The organism is Salinimonas lutimaris, assembly GCF_005222225.1.
Lineage (GTDB): Bacteria > Pseudomonadota > Gammaproteobacteria > Enterobacterales > Alteromonadaceae > Alteromonas > Alteromonas lutimaris.
The window spans coordinates 2032163-2058006 of sequence record NZ_CP036536.1 but is presented as its reverse complement, the minus strand read 5'-3'; the positions used below and the strand labels follow the sequence as shown (position 1 = coordinate 2058006).

Annotated in this window: 27 protein-coding genes; 18 read left to right on the top strand and 9 right to left on the bottom strand. The window is 50.6% G+C overall.

What is annotated here, in order from left to right; genetic code table 11:
• Positions 1-46: 46 nt before the first annotated feature.
• Together EZV72_RS08895 and EZV72_RS08890 are read right to left on the bottom strand one after the other, a co-directional pair.
• Complete coding sequence (locus tag EZV72_RS08895; protein ID WP_137166910.1) at positions 47-949, bottom strand: LysR family transcriptional regulator; 903 nt, start codon at positions 947-949, stop codon at positions 47-49.
• Positions 950-962: 13 nt separating this feature from the next.
• Positions 963-2675: a Na+/H+ antiporter NhaC family protein gene (locus EZV72_RS08890; protein WP_137166909.1), complete on the bottom strand. Its 1713-nt coding sequence runs from the start codon at positions 2673-2675 to the stop codon at positions 963-965.
• Between the two features lie 350 nt (positions 2676-3025).
• Between EZV72_RS08890 and EZV72_RS08885 the strand changes: the two genes are divergently transcribed.
• Positions 3026-4297 carry a DUF945 family protein gene (locus tag EZV72_RS08885; RefSeq protein ID WP_137166908.1) on the top strand — a complete coding sequence of 424 codons (1272 nt, stop codon included), beginning with the start codon at positions 3026-3028 and terminating at the stop codon, positions 4295-4297.
• A 360-nt stretch (positions 4298-4657) separates the two neighbouring features.
• Positions 4658-5014: a hypothetical protein gene (locus tag EZV72_RS08880; protein ID WP_137166907.1), complete on the top strand. Its 357-nt coding sequence runs from the start codon at positions 4658-4660 to the stop codon at positions 5012-5014.
• A 130-nt stretch (positions 5015-5144) separates the two neighbouring features.
• Here the strand turns inward: EZV72_RS08880 and EZV72_RS08875 are convergent, their stop codons facing one another.
• From EZV72_RS08875 to EZV72_RS08865, 3 genes are read right to left on the bottom strand one after another with little or no spacing between them, the layout of a single operon-like run.
• Positions 5145-5501 (bottom strand): diacylglycerol kinase, encoded by a 357-nt coding sequence (locus EZV72_RS08875; RefSeq protein WP_137166906.1) that lies wholly within the window; start codon positions 5499-5501, stop codon positions 5145-5147.
• Positions 5502-5520: 19 nt separating this feature from the next.
• On the bottom strand, positions 5521-5955 hold the full coding sequence (locus EZV72_RS08870) for a universal stress protein (RefSeq protein WP_175405078.1): 435 nt from the start codon (positions 5953-5955) through the stop codon (positions 5521-5523).
• 10 nt (positions 5956-5965) lie between these two features.
• On the bottom strand, positions 5966-7603 hold the full coding sequence (locus EZV72_RS08865) for an FMN-binding glutamate synthase family protein (protein ID WP_137166904.1): 1638 nt from the start codon (positions 7601-7603) through the stop codon (positions 5966-5968).
• A gap of 264 nt (positions 7604-7867) precedes the next feature.
• Between EZV72_RS08865 and EZV72_RS08860 the strand changes: the two genes are divergently transcribed.
• The 16 genes from EZV72_RS08860 (at position 7868) to rssA (ending at position 22938) form a co-directional block, all read left to right on the top strand.
• The gene (locus EZV72_RS08860) at positions 7868-8824 is read left to right on the top strand and encodes an alpha/beta fold hydrolase (protein ID WP_137166903.1); all 957 of its coding nucleotides are present in this window, start codon (positions 7868-7870) and stop codon (positions 8822-8824) included.
• Between the two features lie 128 nt (positions 8825-8952).
• On the top strand, positions 8953-10545 hold the full coding sequence (locus tag EZV72_RS08855) for a cation:proton antiporter family protein (RefSeq protein ID WP_137166902.1): 1593 nt from the start codon (positions 8953-8955) through the stop codon (positions 10543-10545).
• Positions 10546-10663: 118 nt separating this feature from the next.
• Positions 10664-11140: a bacterioferritin gene (gene bfr, locus EZV72_RS08850; protein ID WP_137166901.1), complete on the top strand. Its 477-nt coding sequence runs from the start codon at positions 10664-10666 to the stop codon at positions 11138-11140.
• The gene (gene bfr / locus EZV72_RS08845; protein ID WP_137166900.1) at positions 11140-11607 is read left to right on the top strand and encodes a bacterioferritin; all 468 of its coding nucleotides are present in this window, start codon (positions 11140-11142) and stop codon (positions 11605-11607) included. The genes bfr (EZV72_RS08850) and bfr (EZV72_RS08845) overlap by 1 nt, the downstream gene beginning before the upstream one ends.
• Before the next feature lie 496 nt (positions 11608-12103).
• On the top strand, positions 12104-13552 hold the full coding sequence (gene ccoN / locus EZV72_RS08840; protein WP_137166899.1) for a cytochrome-c oxidase, cbb3-type subunit I: 1449 nt from the start codon (positions 12104-12106) through the stop codon (positions 13550-13552).
• Complete coding sequence (gene ccoO, locus EZV72_RS08835; RefSeq protein ID WP_137166898.1) at positions 13552-14157, top strand: cytochrome-c oxidase, cbb3-type subunit II; 606 nt, start codon at positions 13552-13554, stop codon at positions 14155-14157. The genes ccoN and ccoO overlap by 1 nt, the downstream gene beginning before the upstream one ends.
• Position 14158: 1 nt before the next feature.
• Positions 14159-14335, top strand: a complete 177-nt coding sequence (locus EZV72_RS08830) for a cbb3-type cytochrome oxidase subunit 3 (RefSeq protein WP_137166897.1) — start codon at positions 14159-14161, stop codon at positions 14333-14335.
• 3 nt (positions 14336-14338) lie between these two features.
• On the top strand, positions 14339-15304 hold the full coding sequence (ccoP, locus tag EZV72_RS08825; protein ID WP_137166896.1) for a cytochrome-c oxidase, cbb3-type subunit III: 966 nt from the start codon (positions 14339-14341) through the stop codon (positions 15302-15304).
• A gap of 125 nt (positions 15305-15429) precedes the next feature.
• A complete protein-coding gene (locus EZV72_RS08820) occupies positions 15430-15906 on the top strand; it encodes a FixH family protein (RefSeq protein ID WP_232364537.1) in 477 nt (158 codons plus the stop codon).
• Positions 15906-18326, top strand: coding sequence for a heavy metal translocating P-type ATPase (locus EZV72_RS08815; RefSeq protein WP_137166894.1), 2421 nt, complete (start codon positions 15906-15908; stop codon positions 18324-18326). The genes EZV72_RS08820 and EZV72_RS08815 overlap by 1 nt, the downstream gene beginning before the upstream one ends.
• Before the next feature lie 4 nt (positions 18327-18330).
• On the top strand, positions 18331-18540 hold the full coding sequence (gene ccoS / locus EZV72_RS08810) for a cbb3-type cytochrome oxidase assembly protein CcoS (RefSeq protein ID WP_137166893.1): 210 nt from the start codon (positions 18331-18333) through the stop codon (positions 18538-18540).
• Positions 18537-19211, top strand: a complete 675-nt coding sequence (locus EZV72_RS08805; RefSeq protein ID WP_137166892.1) for a sulfite exporter TauE/SafE family protein — start codon at positions 18537-18539, stop codon at positions 19209-19211. Before ccoS ends, EZV72_RS08805 begins: the two co-directional genes overlap by 4 nt.
• A gap of 22 nt (positions 19212-19233) precedes the next feature.
• Complete coding sequence (gene fnr, locus EZV72_RS08800) at positions 19234-19965, top strand: fumarate/nitrate reduction transcriptional regulator Fnr (protein ID WP_137166891.1); 732 nt, start codon at positions 19234-19236, stop codon at positions 19963-19965.
• Positions 19966-20058: 93 nt separating this feature from the next.
• Positions 20059-20985: a universal stress protein UspE gene (uspE, locus tag EZV72_RS08795; RefSeq protein ID WP_137166890.1), complete on the top strand. Its 927-nt coding sequence runs from the start codon at positions 20059-20061 to the stop codon at positions 20983-20985.
• Between the two features lie 101 nt (positions 20986-21086).
• Positions 21087-22025 (top strand): tRNA 2-thiocytidine(32) synthetase TtcA, encoded by a 939-nt coding sequence (ttcA, locus tag EZV72_RS08790; protein ID WP_137166889.1) that lies wholly within the window; start codon positions 21087-21089, stop codon positions 22023-22025.
• 7 nt (positions 22026-22032) lie between these two features.
• Positions 22033-22938 (top strand): patatin-like phospholipase RssA, encoded by a 906-nt coding sequence (gene rssA, locus EZV72_RS08785; RefSeq protein ID WP_137166888.1) that lies wholly within the window; start codon positions 22033-22035, stop codon positions 22936-22938.
• Here rssA and EZV72_RS08780 read toward each other — a convergent pair.
• From EZV72_RS08780 to EZV72_RS08765, 4 genes are all read right to left on the bottom strand, one after another.
• The gene (locus EZV72_RS08780; protein ID WP_137166887.1) at positions 22935-23594 is read right to left on the bottom strand and encodes a DUF2987 domain-containing protein; all 660 of its coding nucleotides are present in this window, start codon (positions 23592-23594) and stop codon (positions 22935-22937) included. The two genes, rssA and EZV72_RS08780, sit on opposite strands and share 4 nt — an antisense overlap.
• Positions 23578-24381 (bottom strand): glucosaminidase domain-containing protein, encoded by an 804-nt coding sequence (locus EZV72_RS08775; RefSeq protein WP_137166886.1) that lies wholly within the window; start codon positions 24379-24381, stop codon positions 23578-23580. The genes EZV72_RS08780 and EZV72_RS08775 overlap by 17 nt, the downstream gene beginning before the upstream one ends.
• Positions 24374-25123 (bottom strand): hypothetical protein, encoded by a 750-nt coding sequence (locus EZV72_RS08770; RefSeq protein WP_137166885.1) that lies wholly within the window; start codon positions 25121-25123, stop codon positions 24374-24376. The genes EZV72_RS08775 and EZV72_RS08770 overlap by 8 nt, the downstream gene beginning before the upstream one ends.
• An 85-nt stretch (positions 25124-25208) precedes the next feature.
• Positions 25209-25838 (bottom strand): LysE family translocator, encoded by a 630-nt coding sequence (locus EZV72_RS08765; RefSeq protein WP_137166884.1) that lies wholly within the window; start codon positions 25836-25838, stop codon positions 25209-25211.
• Positions 25839-25844 lie beyond the last annotated feature (6 nt).

Sequence of the window (25844 nt, the reverse complement as noted above, 5' to 3'; positions counted from 1 at the left end):
TATATATTGTTAAAGAATCAAAGTGTTGGAAGGCCATAACCCAAGGTTATGGCTGATGATCCCCGACGATCCGCCCGGTTTCGCGCTGAAAAAAGGCGATAAAATCCTGACAAACTCTTGGCAGTGGCGTATCTTGCAAATGCAGGCCTTTAATGGTGAATGTCAGCGGCGGGTCAAAGGCTGCCATAGCCAGGTCTGGCGATAAATGCGCACTGGCGGTGTATTTATCAATGGTACAGCAGCCCATTCCCTTGCGTACCAGATTGGCCGCAATGTAATAGGTGTCGACCTGTAAACTGCTGGTTACCTCTATGCCCGCTTCTGCCAGTTGTTGCCAGATAAGCGCGCCCAGCGGACCGCTGTCCCAGATATCAATCAGCTCCATACTGGCCAGAGCGGACAATGGGATCCGCTGTGGCATACCCGGATACTGACTGCGCGGATATAGCAGCACCATTTCGCTTTCGCCCAGATCAATTTCCGCTACACCGGGCATAGACGGTGACGAATACAGCATCAGTAACGAACAGCGACTTTCCAGCAATGACTGTAAGGCAGCTTCATTGTGCAGAGTCTGCAGTTTAAACTGAACGTCAGGATGAGTCTGGCGAAACCGGGCAATAGAGTCTGGCACCTGCTCAAAACCCAGCGCCGGTGTTACGGCGATATCCACCACACCGGCGCGGTGCTGACGAATATTTTCTGCTTTGCGCCGGACGGTGAAAAGCTGCCGGTAGATTTTGTCCACCTCATCAAACAGCATGTCGGCTTCAGCGGTTGGGGTTAACTTGCCCCGGTTACGTTCAAACAGCGCAAAGCCCAGCTGGCTTTCTGCGTGCGCCAGCACTTTGCTTACCGACGGCTGCGACACATACAACATGCGCGCAGCGCTGGTAATAGACCCGGTCGTATAAACAGCATGAAACACTTCAATGTGACGCAGACGCATCAGACTGGCTTCCTCAGGTAAACATTAACGCACATAATGTCCATAGCACACCGGCTAGTGCGGCGGTCATAGTGGCTGGTACTATCTGGGTTTTAACATGATCCATCATGTCACATCCGGTGGTCATGGAGCTTAATATCGTGGTATCAGAAATCGGTGAGCACTGATCGCCGTACACACTGCCATTTAACACCGCGGCAAAACATATCATCATAAACACTTCTGCGCCCTGCAGCGCGTTATGATCGGCGACGACCCAGGCCAGAGGCATGGCCAGTGGAAAAGCGATGGCGTAAGTCCCCCAGCTGGTCCCCGTGGAAAACGCAATTACCATGGTGATCAGTTGCAGGCAAACCGGTAATACCCAGAACGGGATGCGCTCGCCCAGCAGCTCGACCAGGTACAGGCCGCCACCGGTTTGTTTACTCAGGCTTCCCAAGGTAACTGCCAGCACCAGTACCACCGACGCCACAACCACGCCTTTAAAACCATTGCCAAGACCATCCATCAGATCATCCAGGGTCAGTCCTCGCCACATTGCCATGGCCGAAGCCACTACCAGCGCCACGCCAAACGCCCAGTTTACTTTGGGTGTGCCCAAAAACACAAACGTCAGCACCGCAATGGCAATAAGCAGAATCATCGGAACCACAAATTCCAGAGCGCTGGGGCTAAAGCCTTTGGGAATTTTTGGCTCATGCAGCTCTTTGGCACTCATAGGTTTGGCGCCCGGTTCATCGAGCTGACCTGTTTCTGCTGCCCGGCGATGGGCTTTACGCATATGCCCGCCAGTGTGCCAGGTAATGTTAAAACACAACAGCAAGGTTCCGATCACGGCCAGCACGCCGTAAAAGCTAAACGGAATGCTGCTGAAAAAGAAGTTGATACGGGCTTCGTCAGTCGCCAGAAAAGCAACGCCAGGCACAAATATCAGCGCCTGCACATAAGCAGGCCAGGCATTGAACGCCAGTACCAGGGCGATTGGCGAAGCCGTGGAATCAACAATATAGCTGAGTTCTTCATGGCTCACGCCGGCTTTGTCAGCCAGCGGCTTTACCGTTGTGCCCACCAGCACAGTACTGACCGTCCCACCCTGAAAGAACACCACGCCGAGCAGCCAGGTGACAAATTTAGCTGATTTTGGCCCGCGTACAAAATGCTCGGTCATAAAGCTGGCAAACGCTTGCGCGGCACCGGTTTTAGACCAGACTCCCAGCAAGCCGCCCAATAACCACAGATATAACAACACAATGTAGGCAGCGCTGTCGGAGGCCAGGCTATTAAGCAGGATATCATCGGTAATATCAAAGCGACCCAGCATAACACCGGCCACTATAACACCGCCCAACAGGGCGGCAATCGGCTCGCGGGTGGTTAAACAAAGAATGATGGCAATCAATGCCGGCAATAATGACCAGATACCAAAATGAAAGCCAGGCTTGAGCTGAACAATTTTATCGCCGTCTTTTACCCATTGTGACTCGGGACGTGATTCTGGGTTATTATCCAGCGACGCCTGATTAAGTGGTGAATCGGCATAGTCCACCAGCGTATTTATCTGATGTTTTTCACCATCTTCGAGATAAAAATGATTCCCTGATTCATCGGTCACGGTTTCATATAAAAAGCGTTGCTCCTTCCAGACGGGTTCCTGCCAGCCCTGAATATAGAATGCAACAGCGATGGCCAGCAAAAAAGCAATAAAACCATAACGGTTAGCGGACATCGTCTCTCCCTGTTAGTGTGATGTTAACTGGTTGCGCAGCCTATCACGACCCGCATCCATTGAGCTACGGGCTTTTTAGTCTGCACGACGGGTTGTAATCCTTCACTTTGCGTCTTTTATCAAACCGCCATTAGCGATAAATTACGGCATAACACACGGTTACGTGTCTTTACTGATACGACGAAAAGACCAACAAGTATGAAAAAAATATGACAATCAACCGGCTAGTGAATAACCAGCAGGAACAGAAAACCAACAATCCGGCTTGTTATACCCTCCTGTTCCGGTAAGGTAAGTCCCTTATATTTCTACGATTAACCAATCATTACATTAAGCCACAGGGAGAAAACATGGCTAAAATCCTTATCGCAGGCATTGGTGCGGCTGTTATTCTGGTGGGCGGGCAAATTTATACCAGTTCAGCTTATAACCAACAGATTGAAGGACAAATCCAACAGCTTAATACGCCACCTTTAACCGACAGTGTTTCGCTGGAATATAAACCGGTCAGTGCCGGTATGTTTTCAGCCTCAGATAAACTTATCGTGACCCTGTCACCCTCTCAAACAGCCAGCTTAGGTTTGCCTGCCTCATCGCCATTGTCTGTCGTTGTTGACAACAATTGTTCGTTTTTTCCCTTTTATCTGACCTGTGATAACCGGTTCGCGGCCAATGATGAGACAACCAGAGAGCTTGCTGAAGCATTCAGTGAACTGGAATATGACAGCGGATGGTCGGCGAATCTGTTGTTTAGTTCAGTGAGCGCCTGGCTGACTACCGGCAGCTTAGACCGGGACTATCCAGACGGCGCGCTAGAACTGTTGCCTATGGATATTACCACCAGCAGTAATCTGTCAGGTGATAAGTTTACGATTAACGCTGACTGGGATGGCATGGTGTTAACGTCAGACACTGCACAGGACCTGACGATAAATGTTGATTCGCTGAGCCTGACTGCCGATATGCAACAAAATCAGGATAAAGTCTTCACCGGTGATACCCGTTTTTCAATGCAGAAGATGGATTTTACACGTGGCAGTACCGGCGAGAGCGCTTATGCCAGCAATATTGTTTATCGTACCACTACGCAGAAGGAGCGAGATCTTTATACGGTCAGTCAGTCGCTAACCACAGATAAGGCAGGGATCAGCCTGCTGACTATGGGCCTGTCAGAGCAAAGCCTGACAGCATTAACCAGCGAGATGACTATCGACGGGCTGACACCTGAAGTGGTTCAGTATATCAACTCCCCGGGCAACACGTATGCTCAAACCGAACAGCAACTGGCAGAGTTTGAAAAAGCCTTTGGTAGCCAGCCACATACCATGACCATTTCGAGCCTGGATTTTACCTACAACAATGTGCCGCTTACCTTTAGCGGTGAGGTTTTTATTCCGGCCTTCAAGCCAGGGCAGATGCAGACTCTGGCCACCCATCCCGCATTACAGGCCTCTGCCACCCTGACACTGGGCGATACTGTTTCTTCGCTGCCGGTTTATCCTATGCTGCAACCCTTTTTACAGCGTTGGTTTGAGCATAAGGACGCCCGGTATATCTCCCGTATCGAGCTTAAAGACAAGACAATCACCGCAAACGGTGAAGTGGCAACAAAATTACCTTAGACGTTGTCCTGAACAAAACCGCATTACGATAGCCGTGCACCATCAGGCCATTTCATTCAAATTCCTCCTGGCACGGCAAGCCCGTGCTTTTTTGATCCCGGATCCCATACGACTTAAATCAACCAGATTGATTTAATTGCGCCCGCCCGCCTCGTTGATCATTTTTTGATCGCCACATTATATATAAGTTAATCAGTCACCTAAGAAGATCATTCTGATCCTGCCTGTTTGCTCGTCTCCGTTAGCCGTCGAGCACCGGCCTACGTTAACGGTGAATGTGAAAATTTCATCGTTCAATGCGAAAACTAATCCGCAGCAGGCTGCGTAAGCAATGACAGATAAATTAAAAAGGAGTGCTATATGGCGTATGAAATCAGTGAACAGCATGCAAAAACCCTGATTCAGGTTCTAGATCAGTCTTCTCGCTGGAAACTGCAACCCGAAAAACAGTCACCTTTTAGCAGTGTGGAAAAGGCGAATGAATATGTAGAAACACACAACGAGCCATTATGCATTCTGGTGCCGGTCGCCGGTGAAGACGAGCATCTGACGGTAAAAGTGACTTCCAGTGGTGAGCATGTGGTCTTCACGAATGTTAGTTTTGAACAGCCGCTGGAAAAGAAGGTTCACTCCTCTCACCTGAAACTGATTGGCAGCACCGTAACAGAGATGTTGAATGAACGTTTACCGGAAGGTAAAAAAGTCGCGCCATTTTAAATAATTACCTGCCCGGTATATCCTACGCCGGGCTTTTCAACAGGCTATAGCTTATTGACCTATACCGCCCCTTATCTTATTCAGGCCAACGGGTATGTGCACATTTCAACGGGACGTATTTGGTGAAGCGCTAAACTAAAATACTGGCCCACACAATTGCGCACAGAACCAGCGCAACAAACACCGCCGCTGAGCCAATATCCTTCGCTTTGCCAATAAGTATATGTATCTCAGTACTAACGCGATCGGCCAGCGCCTCAATAGCTGAATTGAGTAGCTCAGTGATAAGCACTATAAACAGAGTCATGATCATCAGCAGCCGCTCTGTCACAGTCACATCCACATAACAGGCCACCGGGATCAGAATGACCATAGCTGCCATTTCCTGACGCACCGCCGGTTCACTGGTGATGGCTGCTTTAAGGCCCAGTAATGAATACCGTGTGGCGTAATAAAGACGCATGATGCCGGTAACTTTTGCTTTCATCAGACAAGGCTCTGCCAGTTTACTGTTGTTCAGGATTATCGGTATGGATAGCCAGCACATCACAGCTGACGTTGTGAACCAGTGTGGTGGCGGTTGAGCCCAGAATACGTGGAATACCACTGGCAGCACGCGCCCCTACAATGACCACCTGATAGTCATCATGGGTTGCCATGTATACAATTTCCTCTACCACACTACCGTATATCACCTGAGCCTGATGAATACGGCCCGGATATTCACTGGCCACCGCATTCATTCTTTCAGTAGCGTGTTGTTTAACATCCTGTGAGAAATCCCGCTCCAGAAAACAGCCGTAAGGGTCAACGGTGGTTTGGGGCTGAACCACATAAAGCAAATCCACTACAGCCGTATCTGCCGCCAGATTCAGGGCCCGGTTAATAAGCAGGCCGGGGTGATTAAATACATCAATAGCAACAAGTATTCGCTGATACACGCTAATTTCCTCATCCGTTACTGACAGATTTTGTTTCTTCTTCAATATCCGCTAACTGACTCACCGGCATAAAACTCTTGGCACAGGCTTCCCAGTAATGCAGACGCAGCCGCTCAGGAATGTTTCCCTCAAGCAGACAGCTGCGCTTCACCAGCGGATAAATTTCATCATAGCGTTTTACCTGCTGTTGATCGACCCGTCTGAAAATATGCGTACGGTTGAGCTCTTGCGGGCTGCCATGACCGGTTGATGAGAGAATATCCACCAGTGCATGTACCGTTTTCTGATGATAACTGAACACACGGCTAGCTTTATCATACGGATCCAGGCCCTGCGCCAGTGCCGGGTCCTGAGTAGCGACACCGGTAGGGCACCGGTTAGTGTGGCATGACAGCGACTGTACACAGCCCAGGGCCATCATCATGCCCCGGGCGCTGTTGCATAAGTCCGCCCCCAGCGACAGGTTTTTGACCAGATGAAAAGCGGTGAAAACCTTGCCTGATGCTATCACCCGTATATCTTTACGCAGATCAAATCCCACCAGCACGTCATCGACATAGGCCAGCGCCTCACGAAGTGGAAAACCAATGGAGTTGGTGTATTCCAGCGGCGCAGCCCCGGTCCCCCCCTCGCCACCATCCACGGTAATGAAGTCTGGCTTAATGCCAGTTTGAATCATTGCCTTACACATCGCGATAAACTCACTTTTTCTGCCCAGCGCAAGCTTGAACCCCACGGGTTTGCCGCCACTGAGTTTGCGCAGCCGGTCGATAAACTCAAGCATGCCCACAGGCGTGCTAAACGCGGTGTGCCGGGGCGGAGAGTCCACCTGAGTATGGGGCTCAACACCCCTTATCCGGGCAATTTCTTCAGTGTTCTTATGCGCCGGCAATATACCGCCATGACCCGGTTTAGCGCCCTGACTCAGCTTTATCTCAATCATCTTCACGTTGTCGTGCCTGGCTTTGCTTTCAAACTCCAGTTCATTGAAATGGCCATCTTTATCCCGGCAGCCAAAATAGCCAGTACCGATTTGCCAGACAATATCACCGCCATTTTCCAGATGATAAGGCGTGAGTCCGCCTTCGCCGGTGTTGTGATAAAAACCGCCTTTGGCCGCCCCCGCGTTCAGGGCTTTTATTGCATTAGCGCTCAGGCTGCCAAAACTCATGGCAGAGATATTCAACACACTGGCAAAGTACGGATACTTGCAGTCGGGCCCGCCAATTTTTACTTTGGGGTCGCAATCCATTTCCTGAACTGCCCGGGCTGACAAAGAATGGCCTATCCATTCATAGCCTGGTGCGTAGGTGTCCATTTTGGTGCCAAAAGGAGAGGTATCCAGTGAACTTTTTGCCCGCTGATAAACAATAGAGCGAAACATACGGTTAACCGGCGTGCCTTCAGTGTCACCTTCAAGCAGATATTGCTGAATGTAAGGTCGCATCATTTCAACCTGCCAGCGGGTCCGCCCGATGAGCGGATAATTTCGCAAGATAGAATGATGCTTTTGCATAGCATCATGAATCGTAACCGTTAATAACAGGCCGGTGAGCAGAATCAGTCCCGCTGCCGGCCACCAGAGCCAGGCTACAGCAACATTGATAAAAAACAGGGCAATAACAGTAAAGATGATCCGGTTTCGCATGAAGTGTCCTTGTATATCTGCTTAAGGGTTACCTATGTCAACTTGCCGCCAGAGGATCAGCCTGATGCGCCAAAGTATGCGGCAAATTTGGTTCAGCGGGCGCGAACCTGCAAATATTCCCCGCCATCCGCTTTTTTCCCTACTGCCAGTATGGTAAAACGTATAATCAGGCGAGCAGGCGTGATTCGCACTGAAAAACAGCGTCAACGCGTTTGTTTATGACCTGTGCCTCCATCACTGAACAACGGAGTCTGATTCAAAGTTATGTGGATAGCGTTAAGCCTCGTAGGCCTGTTAGTGTTTATATACTGGTATACCTATCCCAGACTGGGAGAAGTTGTACTTAGCGGATGGGAACAACAGGCGATGCAACGGGCCAATCTGGTTCGTCGGCGCTATGACATTAACGGCATCAGTGTCAGTGTACTGGAAACCGAAGGCCGTCGCGATCGCAATAAACCACTTCTGATGATGATTCACGGCTTTACCGGTGACAATACGGTATGGCTGGCTCTGGCTGCCCAGTTCAAGGATGACTATCACGTTGTGGTCCCTGACTTACCCGGTCACGGTCAGACTGGTTTTTCGCCCGACTGGCAGTATAGTATTTCGGCCCAGGCCAAATTGCTTAATGCACTTATCTGGCGCATGGGTTACCAGCGGGCCACACTGATTGGCAATTCTATGGGCGGGTATATTGCTGCCTACATGGCGCGGTATCAGAGCAATGCTATTGAAGCGTGCATTTTACTGGCACCGGCCGGATTACCGGCAAATCAGAAAAGTCAGCTGGATGACATGCTCGACCGTGGTCAGAACCCATTTTTCGTCACCCGTCGGCGCGCCTGGTACCGGCTCGTGGATATGTCGATGGCCTCCGGGCCGTATGTCCCTAAAATGGTGAAAGATGTACTGGCTGACCGCCATATTAAACGGGTCAACCAATACCAGCGGGTGTTTACTGATTTTATCGCGGCGGGTTATTTTGACCCGGATGAACTGGTCAAAATACAGGTGCCGGTGCTGACTATCTGGGGAGGCAGAGACGAACTGCTCGATCCTTCAGCGCTGGACAATTGGGTCAACACGCTGCACTGCGACTGGGAAATGTTTCATGATGTGGGCCATATGCCCATGCTTGAAGCCCCCGGACGCACCTATCAGCGGATAGTGAATTTTATTCAGGTCAAAAACCTGGCCCGGCAGGACCAGGCTGCCTGATTGCGGGCAGGCGCACTTAAAGCAGAGTCTGCCTGTCCTGTTGTATCTCCGCCCTGTTTTACAATCATCGCGTATTCACGCATTCTGTGCACAAGCACGCTGTTACCTACGGAATATTTAGTTAATTCATGGAATATACATTTCTTCTTTTTGCTTTCATTTTTGGCCTTACCGTAAAGGTCATCGGCATTCCTCCTATGGTGGGCTATCTGGCTGCAGGCTTTGTTCTAAACGCCATGGGATACAATCTCACTGACGACTTACAGCATATTGCTGATCTGGGTATCACTATTATGCTGTTCACCATTGGTCTGAAACTCAATGTGAAAGACTTAAGTAAACGTGAGGTCTGGGCCGGCAGTATCACGCATATGCTGTTATGGACACTGGTGGTGTCCGGGGCATTGTTTGGTATTGGCGCGCTAATGGGGTCAATTACCGGGGCTCTTGATATAAAAAGTGCAGCGCTGATCGCCTTTGCCCTGAGTTTTTCCAGCACCGTTTGTGTAATCAAGATTCTGGAGGAAAGTGGCGAGAGTAAAACCCGCCACGGGCGGCTGGCTATCGGTGTGCTGGTGATGCAGGATGTGTTTGCCGTCATCTTTATGGTTGCCGCAACCGGAAAACTGCCCTCGCCCTGGGCGCTGGCTTTGCTACTGGTGATACCTGCACTGCCGATGCTCTACCGCATCCTCAATCGCTCTGGCCACGGCGAGTTATTACCCCTTACCGGCTTTATTCTGGCTCTGGGTGCTTATAACCTGTTTGATCTGGTTGATATAAAAGGTGACCTTGGCGCACTGATTATGGGTATTCTGCTGGCCCGGCACCCAAAAGCCACCGAGTTGTCAAAGTCACTGATGGCATTTAAGGATCTATTCCTGATTGGCTTTTTCCTGACTATCGGCTTAAAAGCATTGCCAGATACCAATATGCTGATTCTGGCTGTGGTGGTCGCTCTGCTGCTGCCCTTTAAAGCGTTTTTGTTCTACGGCCTGCTGGCCAGTCTGCGTTTGCGGGCGCGAACCAGTTACTTAACCAGCCTGGTACTATCCAATTACAGTGAATTTGGTCTGATTGTGGGTTCTCTGGCGGTATCGCTTGGCATGTTGTCAGACCAATGGCTGGTTGTGCTGGCGATGGCGGTGTCCATCTCTTTTGTAGTAACCAGCCTGCTGTATAAAAACTCCCATTCACGCTATGTACGGATTAAAGATGACCTGACCCGTTTTGAGCGTGGTAACCGGCTTAAAGAGGATATCTATCCACGCATTGATCAGGCTGAATTTTTAGTGATTGGTATGGGTCGGGTTGGTATGGGCGCGTATCAGTCTTTAAGCAAACTGGTGGACAGCCGGGTAGTAGGCATGGATGCCGATCGACAGAAAGTGCGCAAACTGTGTGATGGGGGCATGCACGTTATCTGCGGTGATGGTGAGGATATCGACCTGTGGGACAACCTGGATATCAGTAATGCCCGTTTGATCCTGCTGGCACTGCCGTCTATCGGCGACGCCATTAATATTACCCGGCAGCTCAAGTTTGCCGGTTACAACGGCAAAATTGCCGCCATCGCCCGCTATGAAGATGAAATTAATACCCTGCTGGAAAACGATGTCGACAAGGTATTTAACTTTTTCACCGAGGCCGGTCTGGGCTTTGCCGAAGAGTCTTTAGCATATGTACATGCAAATCAGGATGTTATCGTTCCGGTAAAATAAGAATCGTGGTTGTATTGAAAACTATTCTTATTCATATCCAATTGTTTTTATTGAACTTTTTGACTTAGAGCAAAGTATTCATTATACTTTGCTCATATTTTGATTAAGGGTATTTAGCATGCAAGGCGACAGACAGGTTATAGCCATCCTCAATGAGGTGCTGACCAGCGAACTTACGTCCATCAACCAGTATTTTTTGCATGCCCGCATGTTTAAAAACTGGGGTTTGTCGGTTCTTAACGAAAAGAACTACAAAAAGTCTATCAAGGACATGAAACAGGCAGATGAACTGATAGAACGTATTTTATTTTTAGAGGGCCTGCCCAACCTGCAGGCGCTGGGTAAATTATATATCGGCGAAGAAACACCGGAAATGCTGGAATGCGATACCAAATTCCAGCTTGAACAGATTCCGCTGCTGAAAAAAGCCATTGCCCTGTGCGAAGAAAAACAGGATTACGTGAGCCGGGACCTGCTTGAAGAAATTCTGGAATATGAAGAAGAGCACCTGGACTGGCTGGAAACCCAGGAGTACCAGATTGGTGCAATGGGTATTGAAAATTATCTGCAGGCACAGGTTACAGGAGACAAATAATGAAAGGTAATACCAAAATAATTGCCGGGCTGAACGAACTGCTTGGTTATGAACTGGCCGCCATGGACCAGTACTTCATTCACTCTCAGATGTATCTGGACTGGGGACTGACGAAGCTGTACGAGCGTATTGATCATGAGTTTGATGATGAGCGCGGTCATGCCACTAAGCTGATTGAACGGATGCTGTTTCTGGAGGGCACGCCAGACATGCAAACCCGTACTGGCTTTAAAGTGGGCAGCGATGTTGCTTCTATGCTGGAAAGTGACCTGCGGGTTGAATATGAAGTGGATGCAAAACTAAAAGAAGTCATCGCTTTGTGTGAAGCAGAAGAAGATTTTGTCACCCGGGATATGCTTGTCGTACTGCTGGATGACACCGAAAACGATCATGCCCGCTGGCTGGAACAGCAACTACGCCTGATTAAAATGCTGGGACTACCCAATTACCTGCAATCGCAGATGTAATGACCGTTTTTTCAGGCTGTCGCTCGCCAGAGTGACAGCCTGAGTACTTGTTATGACCAGGTTAACATAGCACTTACCTACCCTCATCCGGCCCCTCTCTTTTTTTGCCTCTCTGCCAGGTATTCTTTTTGCTCTATTGCGCGACTTTACCACCACCACGGTGACACTACCTGACCTGTCCATCTACTGTAACACCCTGAATTATCGTGAAAACATAGCCTCATACCAGCGGGCTGGTTCTCTGCTGTAGCACCGAACGTGAACGATCTGTCACGTTGCCTGTATGCATATCGGGTCAGCGTAACAAACAATTGAAAATAGAATGTAAACTAAAATAATGGTTAATTTTAAATAAGGGCCGGGTTGATTTACATCAAAACAGATCACTTTATGCTATCTTTGCATAGACATAAGCACTATTATCCGCCTAATAAATAAACAATAATAATAACTTAGCCGGCAACCAGCCCATGATTGAAGTGGAAGATTCAATACAATGAGTGAAACAAGCGAAGCACAGCCTGTCTACAATTATAAAGTTGTCAGGCAATTTACTATTATGACTATCGTGTGGGGCATTATTGGCATGGGGCTTGGCGTCTTTATTGCCGCACAGTTATTTGCTCCGGCGCTGAACTTTGATACCCCCTGGCTAACATTTTCCCGCTTAAGGCCATTGCATACCAATGCCGTTATTTTTGCCTTTGGCGGTTGCGCCCTGTTTGCCACGTCTTATTATGTGGTGCAGCGTACATCTCAGGTACGACTGTTTTCCGACAAACTGGCCGCGTTTACGTTCTGGGGCTGGCAGGCCGTCATTGTACTGGCGATTATCTCACTGCCGCTGGGCCTGACATCAACCAAAGAATATGCGGAGCTGGAGTGGCCCATTGATATTCTGATTGCGCTGGTCTGGCTGGCTTACTGTATTAATTTTTTTGGTACCATGGCCATCCGAAAGGTATCGCATATCTACGTGGCCAACTGGTTTTTCGGTGCTTTTATCCTCACCGTACTGGTTCTGCATATTGGTAATAGCATGGCTATTCCGGTGTCACTCACCAAGTCTTACTCACTGTATGCCGGCGCGGTCGATGCCATGATGCAATGGTGGTACGGCCACAATGCGGTAGGCTTCTTCCTGACCGCCGGATTTTTGGGCATGATGTATTATTTTGTGCCTAAACAGGCAGGCCGCCCGGTATATTCGTATCGTCTGTCTATCGTGCATTTCTGGGCGCTGATTTCACTGTATATCTGGGCCGGCCCTCACCATCTTCATTACACTGCGCTGCCAGACTGGACCCAGTCGCTGGGCATGGTGATGTCGATCATATTGTTTGTGCCCTCCTGGGGCGGCATGATCAACGGCATCATGACCTTATCCGGTGCCTGGCATAAACTGCGCACAGACCCGGTACTGCGATTTTTAGTGGTATCGTTAACATTTTACGGTATGTCGACCTTTGAAGGGCCGATGATGGCCATTAAAACGGTTAACGCTTTGTCCCATTACACCGACTGGACCATCGGACATGTGCATTCTGGTGCGCTGGGCTGGGTTGCGATGATTTCCATCGGCTCGGTTTATCACCTGATACCCATTTTGTTTGGTCAGCGCGCTATGTACAGTACCCGCCTGGTCAATATGCACTTCTGGTTTGCTACCATTGGCGTTGTGCTGTACATCGTTGCGATGTGGTTCTCCGGCGTGTTACAGGGTCTGATGTGGCGCTCGGTTAATGCCGATGGCACCCTCACCTACAGCTTTGTAGAATCGCTGGAAGCCTCCAAACCCTTTTACGTGGTGCGCTTTATTGGCGGCTGCTTTGTGGTTGCAGGCATGCTTATTATGGCTTACAACACGTACAAAACAGTGCGCGCGCCACGTGGCAGTATTGCCGCAGACCCGGCCACCCAGCCAGCGACTCAGGGAGCCGTATAATGAAAAATCCACATGAGATAATTGAAAAAAATGTTGGTCTGCTGACCATCCTGATTCTGGTGGCAATCAGTCTGGGCGCACTGGTACAGATTACACCGCTGATGTTCCAGCAACAGACCATGGAGCCGGTTGAGGGTTTACGTCCCTATACGGCACTGGAGCTGGAAGGCCGCGATATCTATATTCGTGAAGGTTGTGTGGGTTGTCATTCACAGATGATTCGGCCGTTTCGGGCCGAAACCGAGCGCTATGGCCATTATTCTGTGGCCGGTGAATCGGTGTGGGAACATCCGTTTTTATGGGGCTCTAAACGAACCGGGCCAGATCTTGCCCGGGTAGGCGGCCGTTATAGCGATGCATGGCATATTGTGCACCTGCGTAACCCCAGAGATGTGGTGCCCGAGTCTAATATGCCCGGCTTTCCCTGGTTAGAAAAAAATACCCTGACAGGCGAGCTGACCGCTAAAAAAATGGAAGTGTTTCGTGGCTTTGGCGTGCCCTACACCGACGAGGATATCGCCGGTGCTCAGGCTGCGGTGAAAGGTAAAACAGAAATGGAGGCGTTGGTGGCTTACTTACAGTCACTGGGAACGCATTTGAAATAGTATGGATCAGGGAATTATTGGCAGTATTTTTACCGTGGTGGTTTTAGTCTGTTTTTTTGGCGTGGTGTGGTGGGCTTTCAGCAGCCGCAACAAACACAAATTTGATGAAGCAGCGAATCTGCCTTTTGCAGATGATAACGACCAGCCCACAAAAGAACCTAACAGACGGGAGTCTTAAACCATGAGCATGTTTTGGACCATCTGGATATCCGTGATTACGCTGGGCACCATTTTCGGGTGTTTCTGGCTGTTACGCTGGTGCCTGACCAATTTTACCGGGGTCAGCGAAGGCGAAAGCATGGGGCACACGTTCGACGGCATCGAAGAGGTGAACAACCCGCTACCAAAATGGTGGACCATCCTGTTTTACGTCACGATTGTATTTGGCATTATTTATCTCATTCTTTACCCCGGACTTGGAGCCTATAAAGGCCTGTGGGAATGGAAAAGCTCTAATCAGAACATACAGTCGCTGGCTGAGTCACAACAGGCAGTGGAAGATGCCAGAGCGGCAGGCGAATATGTGGAATACGATACCGCGCTGGCCAAAGCTGAGGCACGATTCGGCCCCATCTTTAAGCAGTACGCCAATGTCGCGGTAGAGGATTTGGCCCGCGACGACAGCGCATTGAAAATAGGCCGCCGGTTGTTTTTGCAAAACTGCGCCCAATGCCATGGCTCTGATGCCCGGGGTCAGAATGGCGGTTTTCCGAACCTGACTGACGATGACTGGCTGTATGGCGGCAGTGGCGCCAAGATTAAAGAAACACTGATTAACGGACGTATGGCGGCCATGCCCGCCTGGCTGGATGCTATGGGAGAACAGGGAATTGAAGAAGTAGTGGCCTATGTTTTAAGCCTCAGTGGCCGCAAAGTAGACCAGCAACTGGCAGATAAAGGTCAGGCCCGGTTTGCGGTGTGCGCCGCCTGTCACGGCATGGACGGCAAAGGTAATCAGATGCTGGGGGCACCCAACCTGACCGATAATATCTGGTTGTATGGCGGCAGTCACCGGGCGGTGACTGAAACCCTGACCTACGGACGTAACGGCGTCATGCCCTCATTCAGCAAAACGCTGGGTGAAGATAAAATCCATGTGGTTGCGGCCTATGTTTACAGTCTGTCCCACCAGCAACCGTCTCAGTAGCCTGCCCTGCACTGACACAGAGAATGTGTGTTGACCCACGCACACATTCTTTTTGTTGCAGCGTTTTACTTTGTGTTTTGCTAACCTGTTGATCTTCTTCACTGTACACTGGATGTTACCGCCTGATGACCCCCTGGTATAAACAATTCTGGCCATGGTTCTTTATTATGGTTCCGGTTATCACCTTTACCATGGGCGGTGTCATGCTGTACCTGGCTATTTCCACTCAGGATAGTCTGGTGGTGGATGATTACTACAAACAGGGCAAGGCGATCAACGCCTCGCTGGCCCGTCAGCAGCGCGCCCGGGACCTGGGGTTACGGCCACAGCTTCAGATTGCAGACGGCAGTTTTGTAATCCGGCTCAATGCCTCTGAGGCAGTGGATGGTCAGGCGCTGCGCCTGACGCTCTACCATACGACCCTGCAAGCCCGCGATATCAGCCTGCTGCTGACCCGGGATGCCACCGGCCGTTATCGTGGCTACAGTGAAAAAAAGACGCAGGGTAAATGGCGCATCACACTGGAGCCGGTGGACAATAGCTGGAAGGTGGAACAACAGGTTGTGCTGCCGGTTTCAGCACCGGTGGTTCTGGAGCCCTGATGTCAGGCACTTCAGACATTCTGTGTTATCACTGCGCCAGGCCGGTCCCGCCGGACACGCATTTTTCTGCCACCATATTGGATGAATCCCGCCCCATGTGCTGCCCGGGCTGCGCCGCCGTCGCGCAGGCGATTGTGAGCCATGGCCTGCAGGACTACTACCGGTTTCGGGACAAGCCCGCCGAACCGGGCGCTTTACCAGAAGACGCCCTGGCTGAAAAACTGGCTGTGTTTGACGAAAAAGAAGTACAGGATGATTTTGTTACCAGTCAGGCCGGCGCCAGTGAACTGCAACTGACCATCGAAGGTATCACCTGTGCGGCCTGCGGATGGCTGATTGAGCGACAACTGTCTAAATATACAGGTGTTATGAAAATTGCCGTTAATGTTCATGAAAAGCGCGCCTGGGTTCGCTGGGATCCACAGCAGATTCGGCTTAGTCAGATTTTACAACAGCTTCGTAAAACCGGTTATCACGCCTACCCGTTCGCCCCGGACACCCATGAACAGGCCTATAAAACGGAGCACAAAGGCTTTTTAAAGCGCTTAGGGCTGGCCGGCCTGATGACCATGCAGGTAATGATGCTGATGGCCGCACAGTATTTTGACTGGCTGGGGAATATGAGTACGCAGATGCAACAGTATTTTCACTGGGCAGGCTTACTGCTCACCACGCCGGTGGTGATCTATTCAGGTAGTCGTTTTTATGTCAGCGCCATTAAGGCTGTGCAGATGGGCAGTATCAATATGGATGTGCCGGTTACCCTGGCCATATTCATTACCTTTGGCGCGGGTGTTAAGGCCACGCTGAGCGGTCACGGTGAGGTGTACTTTGAATCTATCTGTATGTTTATTTTTCTGCTGCTGCTCAGCCGCTTTGTTGAGCACAAAAGCCGCTATCAGGCCATGCAAATCTCAGCCAATATGCTCAAATATATGCCGGTATCGGCCGTCCGTTTAACGGCGCAAAAAACCTGGCAACCGGTACTGGCCAGAAAACTGCGACCCGATGATTGTATTCTGGTCAAAGCCGGCGACACCCTTCCTGCAGATGGTACTATCAGCGAGGGCAGCGGCATTATCAATGAAGCCATGCTGACCGGGGAGTTTGAACCGGTTTATCGCACAACAGGTCAGTGCGTGTATGGCGGAACTGTGCTCCAGTCGGGCATTCTACAGTTACGCGTAACTAAAACCCTGAAAGATTCACTGGTTAATCAGATCCTTAATCTACAGGCCAGCGCCATGGCCGACAAGCCCAGACAAGCCTTGCAGGCAGATAAACTGGCCCGGTATTTTGTCTTTGCCGTGTTGCTTATAGCCACTATCACCTTTGTTTACTGGTGGCAGCAACACAATGACCGGGCACTGTGGATCACCGTGGCGGTACTGGTGGCCACCTGCCCCTGTGCGCTGGGGCTGGCAACACCGACTGCCCTGACCTGTGCCATGGCCCGGCTGAATCGCAGCGGTGTACTGATCCGGCGTACGGATGTACTGGAGCAACTGGGCTCTACCACGCTGCTGGCCATGGATAAAACCGGCACCCTGACCAATGGTTGTTTCAGTATTACCGCACACTGGTATGCGCCTGGTTTCAGCGACACCATTTGCCGGCAACTGGCCGCCAGTCTGGAACAATATTCTGATCATCCTGTGGCCGGAGCGTTTACATCCTCTTACCCGGCAAAAGATTATCTGAAAACTCACCAGACCGACACATTATTGCCGGTCAATGCGGTGTCGCCGGTACATCATCAGGGCATCCAGGGCCAGATTGATGCCCACCACTATGTTATAGGTGCACCGGCTTTACATGCAACCGGGCCGTTGTCGCTGCCCTTTAAGGCCAATGTGTTGCTGTCGCGTAACAATCAGGTGATTGCCGCCTGGCAGGTGACCGATACGCTTAAAGCTGACAGTGCCCAGAGCATTCGTCAGTGCCCGGTTACCCAAAAAGCTATTATCAGTGGTGACAGTCCCCATGCGGCGACCCGTATCGCTGATAAACTGGGGATCAGTGATGCCACCGGCGGGCTGACCCCACAGGACAAATTGGCCAGGATAAAAGACTGGCAGCAGCAGGGTCATCGCATCATGATGCTGGGTGACGGTATTAATGATGCACCGGTACTGGCCGCTGCAGATATTTCTGTCACGGTGGGTAATGCCACTGATATCGCCCGCGCTTCAGCCGATGTCATTCTGTTGTCTGAGCAGCTGTCGGCCCTGCCTTTGCTTTTTACCACCGCCGATAAAACCCGGCGTATCATCCGGCAGAACATGGCCTGGGCACTGGGGTATAATCTGCTGGTTCTGCCTTTGGCCGTCAGCGGTATCCTGTTGCCATGGATGGCAGTGGTGGGCATGTCGTTAAGTAGTATCATTGTTGCACTGAATTCAGCCAGATTGATAAGGTAACGTTATGAGTATTATCTATGTTCTCATCCCGCTGGCGATAATCCTGGTGGCCATTGCCATCGGTGTTTTTTTCTGGGCGGTAAAAGCCAATCAGTTTGATGATCTTGAACGCCAGGGCCATAGCATTCTGTATGACGATGATTTGCCAGAGGACGAAAAAAAGCTGGCTGATGAGCGCAGAAAACTGATTGAACGCGAGCATCAAAAGCCGTGAATGATGTGACTTACTGGTCAGCGTTACTTATCGGTCTGGCCGGCGGGCTGCACTGTTTTGGCATGTGTGGCGGCATTGCATCAGCCCTGCGTCTGGCGGCCCCCGCAGGCACCAGTCACTGGCCCTATACCTTGAGTTACAACGCCGGTCGCCTGTTCAGTTATACCCTGGCCGGCGCCCTCACCGGTGGTGTCGGGCAGGTGATTAAACAGTTTGTGCCCGTGGCCGGCCCGATTCTGGCGCTTATCAGCGGGTTACTGCTGCTGGCGATGGCTGCGTATATTGGCAACTGGTGGCACGGCCTGACCTATCTTGAGCGCGCCGGTAACCGGATTTGGCAGCATATTCAGCCGCTGTCACGACGCTTTATTCCGTTTAACCGGCCGCTAAGTGCTGTGCCTTATGGCATTATCTGGGGCTGGCTGCCCTGTGGGCTGGTTTATTCGGTACTAAGCTGGTCGCTGGCCAGCACCAGCGCCGCTGACGGCGCCCTGCTGATGCTGTGTTTTGGCCTGGGTACCCTGCCTGCGCTACTGGCCACGGCTGTCGGCGCTCACTGGCTGGTCAATGCGATAAAACATCCTGTAGTACGACAAGCCACGGCTGTTTTGCTGACGATTTTTGCGGTACTCTTACTGGCGCGTGCTGCCCGATATTATTCAGGTGGGTAGCCACACAATAAGGAAGATGAGTATGGCCACGTCAGAGTTTTCTATTCACTGTCAAAACTGCAGTTTTAGTCATTTGTGTCTGCCAGTGGCGCTGAATAAAACCGAGATTGAATCACTGGATGATATTGTTGAGCGTAAAAAGCCGTTACATAAAGGCGATGCCCTGCTGCATGCCGGCGATACCTTTCGCTCTTTGTACGCGGTGCGTTCTGGCTCATTTAAATCGTTTATCAGTGACACTGATGGCGAAGAGCAGATTATCTCGTTTCATTTTCCCGGCGATATCATCGGCTTTGATGCGTTACGCGATGGCCGTCACGCCAGTTATACTCAGGCACTGGAAACCGCGATGGTGTGTGAACTGCCTTATAACACGCTCGATGAGATGTCGGTGACGTTTCCTAAGTTACGCCAGCAAATCATGAGCTTTATGAGCGCTGAGATAAAGCAGGAACAGGATATGATGATGCTGCTTAACCGGCGGACCGCTGAAGAGCGGCTGATTTATTTTCTGGCGCAGTTGTCAAAGCGCTTTGAGGAACGGGGATTTTCCCATCGTCAGTTCAACTTATCGATGACCCGAAATGAAATTGGCAATTATCTGGGGCTGACCGTAGAAACTATCAGCCGGCTACTGACCCGGTTCCAAAAAGATAAAATTATTGAAGTTTCGGGCAAACTGATCACTATAATAGACTTTGATGCGATGCAGGCCAGAACCCGTCGGGTGGAACTTTCTGCTCACTGTCGATAGGCGGACGCAATAAAAATTTGATTGGCCGCAATGCATCATCCTGCATACGTATTACACTTATTGGTAACAATAACAACAGGATGGGCCGCAAGCATGATTAATTATAACACTCTACTGGCTGTGGTTGACGATGAGCGTGATACACAGCCTGCCCTGTCCCGGGCGGCTGAACTGGCGGCTCACACGCAGGCTGGTATCATTGTGATGATGGTGGTTTACGACTTCTCCTATGAAATGACAACCATGTTGTCAGCCGATGAGCGCGAAGCTATGCGTTCAGCGGTGATTAAAGAACGCACCGGCTGGTTAAACGCCTTGCTAGCCAGTTACCACATAGAGCCTGAACAGCTGATTGTGCAGTGGCATAGCCGCAATTATGAAGCCATTATCCGCACGGCGGTCAGCCAGCAGGCTGATATAGTTATTAAAGCCAGCCGCAAATCTGATGATTTGGCGTCAGTGATTTTTACCCCGACCGACTGGCATCTGATGCGCAAGTGTCCTACCCCGGTACTGATGGTGAAGGAACATGCCTGGCCGCCGCAAGGCAATATTATTGCGGCGGTTAATGTGGGTACGGAAGACAGTGAACATGCCCAGCTTAACGAAAAAATCACCGATATCGCCAAAGACTACGCCGACCTGCTTACCGGCAGTGTGCATCTGGTCAATGCCTACCCGATTGCTCCGGTCAGTATTGCTATCGAAATCCCCGAATTTGACACCCAGGCCTATCATCATGCAGTACGTGAGCATCACTTGCAGGAAATGCAGGCTTATCGTAGCCGTTATCAGCTGGATGATGACCATTGCCATGTACATGAAGGCCTGCCTGAAACCGTGGTGGCTAGTATGGCCGACCAGCTTGATGCTGAACTGGTGGTCATTGGCACGGTGGGCCGGGTTGGATTGTCAGCCGCCTTTATCGGCAACACGGCCGAACAGGTAATTGATAATCTGGATTGCGATGTGCTGGCCGTTAAACCCGACGGATTTGTCTGCCCGCTAAGCCCGGCGTAGACCGGATTTAATTTAGTACAGGCCGATTTGCACGCTAACTTGGGGTGACGAACCCTGCCCAGCTTTAGTATAATTACCGTTTTACTCAGTCTAGTCGTATTATGAGCCAGCAAGAAAACACAACACACGCCGTGAGTCCCGAGACCCAGAGCAAACAGAAATACAGCTTTAACAAGCTGCAAAAGCGCTTACGCCGCAATGTGGGTAAAGCCATTGCTGATTTTTCCATGATTGAGGATCAGGACAAAGTAATGGTGTGTCTGTCAGGTGGTAAAGATAGCTATACCATGCTCGACATTTTGTTGTTTTTGCAAAAAATCGCCCCGATTACCTTTGATATTGTGGCGGTAAATCTGGACCAGAAACAGCCAGGTTTCCCCGAGCATGTGTTGCCTGAATACCTGAAATCACTGGGTGTGGATTATCAAATTGTGGAAGAAGATACCTACTCCATCGTGAAAGATAAAATACCGGAAGGCAAGACCACCTGTTCACTGTGCTCCCGACTGCGCCGGGGTATTCTGTATCGCACTGCCACCGAACTGGGGGCGACCAAAATTGCACTGGGCCATCATCGCGATGACATGCTGGAGACCTTGTTTTTGAATATGTTCCACGGTGGCAGGCTGAAATCTATGCCGCCCAAGCTGGTCAGCGATGATGGTAAACATATCGTGATTCGTCCGCTGGCATACTGCGCTGAAAATGACATTGAAAAGTACAGCACGGCAGTGGGTTTCCCGATTATTCCATGTAACCTGTGTGGCTCGCAGGAAAATCTTCAGCGTCAGAACATCAAACATATGCTACAGGACTGGAATAAACGTTTTCCGGGTCGAATTGAGTCAATGTTCCGCGCGATTCAGAATGTGGCACCGTCACACCTGCTGGACCGCGAACTGCATGATTTTGATGCTGTGACCCGCACCGACGGCCCGGTTGAGAACGGCGATACTGCGTTTGATACCCCTGGCTTTACAGACACCCCTGGCAACAAAACAGACCATGGCATTGTACAGATCGTAAACCTTACTGAATAAGGCCGTTATGAAAATAGGTATAGCACTTGGCGCCGGCGCCGCCCGCGGATGGACACACATTGGAATTATTAAAGCCCTGGAAGCATTGGGGGTTAAAATTGATGTAGTAGCAGGATGCTCGATTGGTGCCTATGTCGGTGCTGCCTATGCCAGTGGGAAGCTCGATGAACTGGAAGAATGGGCCTGTTCACTGACCGAGTGGCAGGTGCTGTCCCTGATGGGTATCGGCCTGCGCAAAGGCGGACTGGCCACCGGGCAGAAGGTCTTTCGCAAACTGAAAAATGACTTTTGTGCCCCCAGCTTTGAGGAAATGAATAAACCATTTGCTGTGGTTGCCACCGATCTGCACTCTGGCCGTGAGGTGATGTTTCGCTCAGGGCCGCTGGATGATGCCATTCAGGCATCCTGTGCGATTCCTGCTCTGTTCAGTCCGGTGCCCTATGAAGGTCGCTGGCTGGTAGATGGTGCCGTAGTCAATCCCGTGCCGGTTAATCTGTGTCGTCAGCTGGGAGCAGATTTTGTTATCGCGGTTAATCTTAACGCAGATTTCAGGCCACAGCGACTGGACAAACCGGCAGAGAATCATGAAGAAAATGAGAAAAAAACCGAGCGTTTTCTCAAAAAAAGCTCTGGCATGGTACGTCAGTGGTTTTCGTCTGACAGCACCCCGGGCAATAACGAAGCGCCCCCTGGTATTTTAAGTGTTATGAGCAGTTCACTGGAGATTTTACAGGCCAGGGTGACCCGCTCACGACTGGCAGGCGATCCGCCCGATGTACTGATTGAGCCTCACCTCAACGATGTGGGGCTGCTGGAGTTTCACCGGGCCGGTGAACTGTGTGAAAAAGGTCAGGCAACGGTGAATCGGCTGGCTGAGCAGATCCGCTATCAGCTGGTGCACGAAGAGCCCTAATCGCGACTGGCAATAGCCGTGATCCTGACAGGAGCAGCCGGCAGAGATAGTGACTTTTGCTGGCTGATCCACGTTGTCGGCAACTGCAACATACCTCCCTGTATCATCAGGCCGTGTTTCAGCGGCATCGTCAGATTGTCATCGGCAAACTGCAGGGTCAGCCCCTTGACCGACGGCATCATAAAAGACAGAAAACTGCCCATTTCGTTAAAAAAGGCACGGTACTGCTCCACCAGCACAGACAGTTCTTCACTGCTGTAGGCCTGTTTCAGATAGGCTGCTTTGGTTTCCAGCTGTACCGACATATCACACTGATTTGGCGGTTCTGCCAGCGAAAGCTCCACCACCGCGTCAGCCAGTTGCAGGGCTTTTTCAGATGGCAGGGTAAACCGCTGTTCAGCGCTGATGGGCACCGGCATGGTCTGTTTAGGGGTTGTGACACGGGCGTTACTGATATGGCAAAGCTGACCGCTTTGTACATGGACAAAACCAAACGCAAATTGCAGCGCCTGAGTATCTTCACCACTGAGTTTTCGGATATGACTGTAAAAGCGGCTGTAATCAATACTCAGCTCAGAGTCTGCAGCCGCGCTGGCCTGTGCCTGCCCGGCCCACAGAGAGCCAAGCAGCAGTAGCACGCTAATCCGCCGAATCATTTTTCATGAACCGCTTATTAAACTGAATCATTGCCTGTAGTTCTTCAACATAGGCGGCGCCACGCTGAGAATAGTTAATCAGTCCTTCGGCGAGTGCCTGCCCGGTTACCGGCAGTTGATTTACCCGCATCCGGCTTCGGATTGTGCGCAAATCAGAGTAGGCTTTGTGCCGGTTAATATTTCGCATATAGGTGTAAGTGGCTCTGGACAGGTTATCAAATTTAGCCACTTCGTGGTCGGCACCTGAGCTGCGGCGCTGGGGGACAAAGCCGCAGCCTTCACGAAAACACCATAACCCAAAGAAGTTGTAGCCTTCCTGAGCAAACCGGCTGGTCCCCCAGGCAGACTCATTAGCTGCCTGCACCAGAACCAGTTCTACCGGTAAAATATCGACACGCGCCAACAATCGGGAAATCGCGGTATCAGCAGACACATCAGGGTTCACCTTGTATTCCTTACGAAGCCAGGCCAGACGCTTCTCGTCATCTTCTGATAACCCTTCACCTGCGGTCTGTTTACGTTGCAGGGTTTGAATGTAATGCCGTAAAGACAACAGATACTCATTCTGTTTTTCCACTTCCGGACGCAGATAACTGAAAAACGCCCGTTTGCGCTCATTTACATCATCATAAGAAGCAAAATCAGGCACCGGCTCAGAGGCCTGTTCGGTCTCTGGCACATCCAGAATATCAGGTTCACGGGAAGACAGGATCCAAGCATTAATCACAATCACCGCCAGAATACCGACCGTGACCAGAACAATTTTTGTTGTTTCCCTTTTATGCATCGAATGTTGACTCGTTGTTATTGGTTTTAACCGTTGTTTCTACCATACCCGAACCGAAAAGATCATTATACAATAGTCCTATAGCAGCGTAATACAGCGGCATCACCCACAACAAAGCCAGCCCGAAAGTAAACGCCGACAGGACAAATAACAGACCAAACAGTAAAAACAATCCGATAAAACCGCTCAGGTAAGTATTGACCATTTTTACCGACAACAGCATGGCAGCAAAAATTGTCATCCGTTTATCTGCCACCAGTGGCAGGGTAAATGAAGTTGCAATAAAGACGTACAGACCGGGCAGAATCAACAGGTACAAACCCAGCTGCGTGACAATTGAAATCAGTAATTGTGCCAGTACCAGGGAAATTACCTGGGGTACATAACGAAACAGGGTCGAGCGCTCGCCCTTACCGGTCTGGGCAATTTGTGCGCCCAGCATAATAAAGCCTGTGGTCACCGGCGCGATCAGAAACAGTACAATGACATCCACCAGCAGCTGCTGACCAGACGACAGATTCTGAAGCTGCTCAATACTGAATTGGGTGGCCAGCAACGTAATCAAAAGCACCGTAATGCCCAAAATAACCGCGACCCCGGCAAACAGTGTAGCGTAGTTCTCCCTGACCATCTTATTGGCCTGCGTAAACACCGCTTTGACCGAAAACTGATACTGCCCGTCCAGTGCTTGTTGCATGCGGCCAGGCTTTGACTCTGGCGTTTGGTTACTGTCGTTTTCCACAGGATCCTCAAATATATATTCCGCGTACGCCAGTATACCCTGAAGTACGATGCAAAATGAAACCCACCGTTTTTAACCAGTCAATTTATGACCAGACCAGTTTGACTGCCAGGGCAATCAGCAGCACGCCCATGGTCCGGTCGAGCCAGTAACCTTTATCGCCGATAAACCGGGCCACTTTGCTGGTACTGAGTAAATAAGACAAAAAACAAAACCAGATACCGGTCGCCACACTAAGATATATGCCGTAACCCAGTTTGGTGGTGAACGCAGTATTTACGTCTATTACCGCAGTAAACAGCGACAGGAAAAACAGGGTTGCTTTTGGGTTTAACCCATTGGTCAGAAAACCAGTCCACAGGGCTTTGCGGGCCGGCATCTTATGAGCCTGGCTATGCACCGGTTCATCGGTCAGTGGCTGGTTCGACGCCGGCGCAGGGCCGCTGCGCAGCGCACCTACCGCCAGGTAGATCAAATAAGCTGCGGCCACATAGCTGATAGCCTTAAACAGCCATGGGGTGGTCTGGATGATGACACTGAGTCCCACCAGCGAGTAAGCCACATGAATGAGTATACCAAGGCCAATACCAATGCTGGTGTACATAGCCGCACGGCGGCCAAAGCTCACGCTATGGCGCACCACAATGGCAAAATCCGGCCCCGGACTGGCAACGGCCACCAGGTGAATCAGGGCGATAGTCAAAAATTCCTGCATAGTTTG

Excerpts from the sequence above, each read along its gene's own strand:
- EZV72_RS08890 (WP_137166909.1), bottom strand. The coding sequence starts at position 2,675 with ATGTCCGCTAACCGTTATGGTTTTATTGCTTTTTTGCTGGCCATCGCT.
- EZV72_RS08775 (WP_137166886.1), bottom strand. The coding sequence starts at position 24,381 with ATGCATAAAAGGGAAACAACAAAAATTGTTCTGGTCACGGTCGGTATT.
- rssA (WP_137166888.1), top strand. The coding sequence starts at position 22,033 with ATGAAAATAGGTATAGCACTTGGCGCCGGCGCCGCCCGCGGATGGACA.
- ccoO (WP_137166898.1), top strand. The coding sequence starts at position 13,552 with ATGAAAAATCCACATGAGATAATTGAAAAAAATGTTGGTCTGCTGACC.
- ttcA (WP_137166889.1), top strand. The coding sequence starts at position 21,087 with ATGAGCCAGCAAGAAAACACAACACACGCCGTGAGTCCCGAGACCCAG.
- EZV72_RS08880 (WP_137166907.1), top strand. The coding sequence starts at position 4,658 with ATGGCGTATGAAATCAGTGAACAGCATGCAAAAACCCTGATTCAGGTT.
- EZV72_RS08780 (WP_137166887.1), bottom strand. The coding sequence starts at position 23,594 with ATGATTCGGCGGATTAGCGTGCTACTGCTGCTTGGCTCTCTGTGGGCC.
- ccoS (WP_137166893.1), top strand. The coding sequence starts at position 18,331 with ATGAGTATTATCTATGTTCTCATCCCGCTGGCGATAATCCTGGTGGCC.
- bfr (WP_137166901.1), top strand. The coding sequence starts at position 10,664 with ATGCAAGGCGACAGACAGGTTATAGCCATCCTCAATGAGGTGCTGACC.
- uspE (WP_137166890.1), top strand. The coding sequence starts at position 20,059 with ATGATTAATTATAACACTCTACTGGCTGTGGTTGACGATGAGCGTGAT.
- EZV72_RS08865 (WP_137166904.1), bottom strand. The coding sequence starts at position 7,603 with ATGCGAAACCGGATCATCTTTACTGTTATTGCCCTGTTTTTTATCAAT.
- EZV72_RS08765 (WP_137166884.1), bottom strand. The coding sequence starts at position 25,838 with ATGCAGGAATTTTTGACTATCGCCCTGATTCACCTGGTGGCCGTTGCC.
- ccoN (WP_137166899.1), top strand. The coding sequence starts at position 12,104 with ATGAGTGAAACAAGCGAAGCACAGCCTGTCTACAATTATAAAGTTGTC.
- EZV72_RS08815 (WP_137166894.1), top strand. The coding sequence starts at position 15,906 with ATGTCAGGCACTTCAGACATTCTGTGTTATCACTGCGCCAGGCCGGTC.
- EZV72_RS08875 (WP_137166906.1), bottom strand. The coding sequence starts at position 5,501 with ATGAAAGCAAAAGTTACCGGCATCATGCGTCTTTATTACGCCACACGG.
- EZV72_RS08830 (WP_137166897.1), top strand. The coding sequence starts at position 14,159 with ATGGATCAGGGAATTATTGGCAGTATTTTTACCGTGGTGGTTTTAGTC.
- ccoP (WP_137166896.1), top strand. The coding sequence starts at position 14,339 with ATGAGCATGTTTTGGACCATCTGGATATCCGTGATTACGCTGGGCACC.
- bfr (WP_137166900.1), top strand. The coding sequence starts at position 11,140 with ATGAAAGGTAATACCAAAATAATTGCCGGGCTGAACGAACTGCTTGGT.
- EZV72_RS08860 (WP_137166903.1), top strand. The coding sequence starts at position 7,868 with ATGTGGATAGCGTTAAGCCTCGTAGGCCTGTTAGTGTTTATATACTGG.
- fnr (WP_137166891.1), top strand. The coding sequence starts at position 19,234 with ATGGCCACGTCAGAGTTTTCTATTCACTGTCAAAACTGCAGTTTTAGT.
- EZV72_RS08855 (WP_137166902.1), top strand. The coding sequence starts at position 8,953 with ATGGAATATACATTTCTTCTTTTTGCTTTCATTTTTGGCCTTACCGTA.
- EZV72_RS08820 (WP_232364537.1), top strand. The coding sequence starts at position 15,430 with ATGACCCCCTGGTATAAACAATTCTGGCCATGGTTCTTTATTATGGTT.
- EZV72_RS08895 (WP_137166910.1), bottom strand. The coding sequence starts at position 949 with ATGCGTCTGCGTCACATTGAAGTGTTTCATGCTGTTTATACGACCGGG.
- EZV72_RS08885 (WP_137166908.1), top strand. The coding sequence starts at position 3,026 with ATGGCTAAAATCCTTATCGCAGGCATTGGTGCGGCTGTTATTCTGGTG.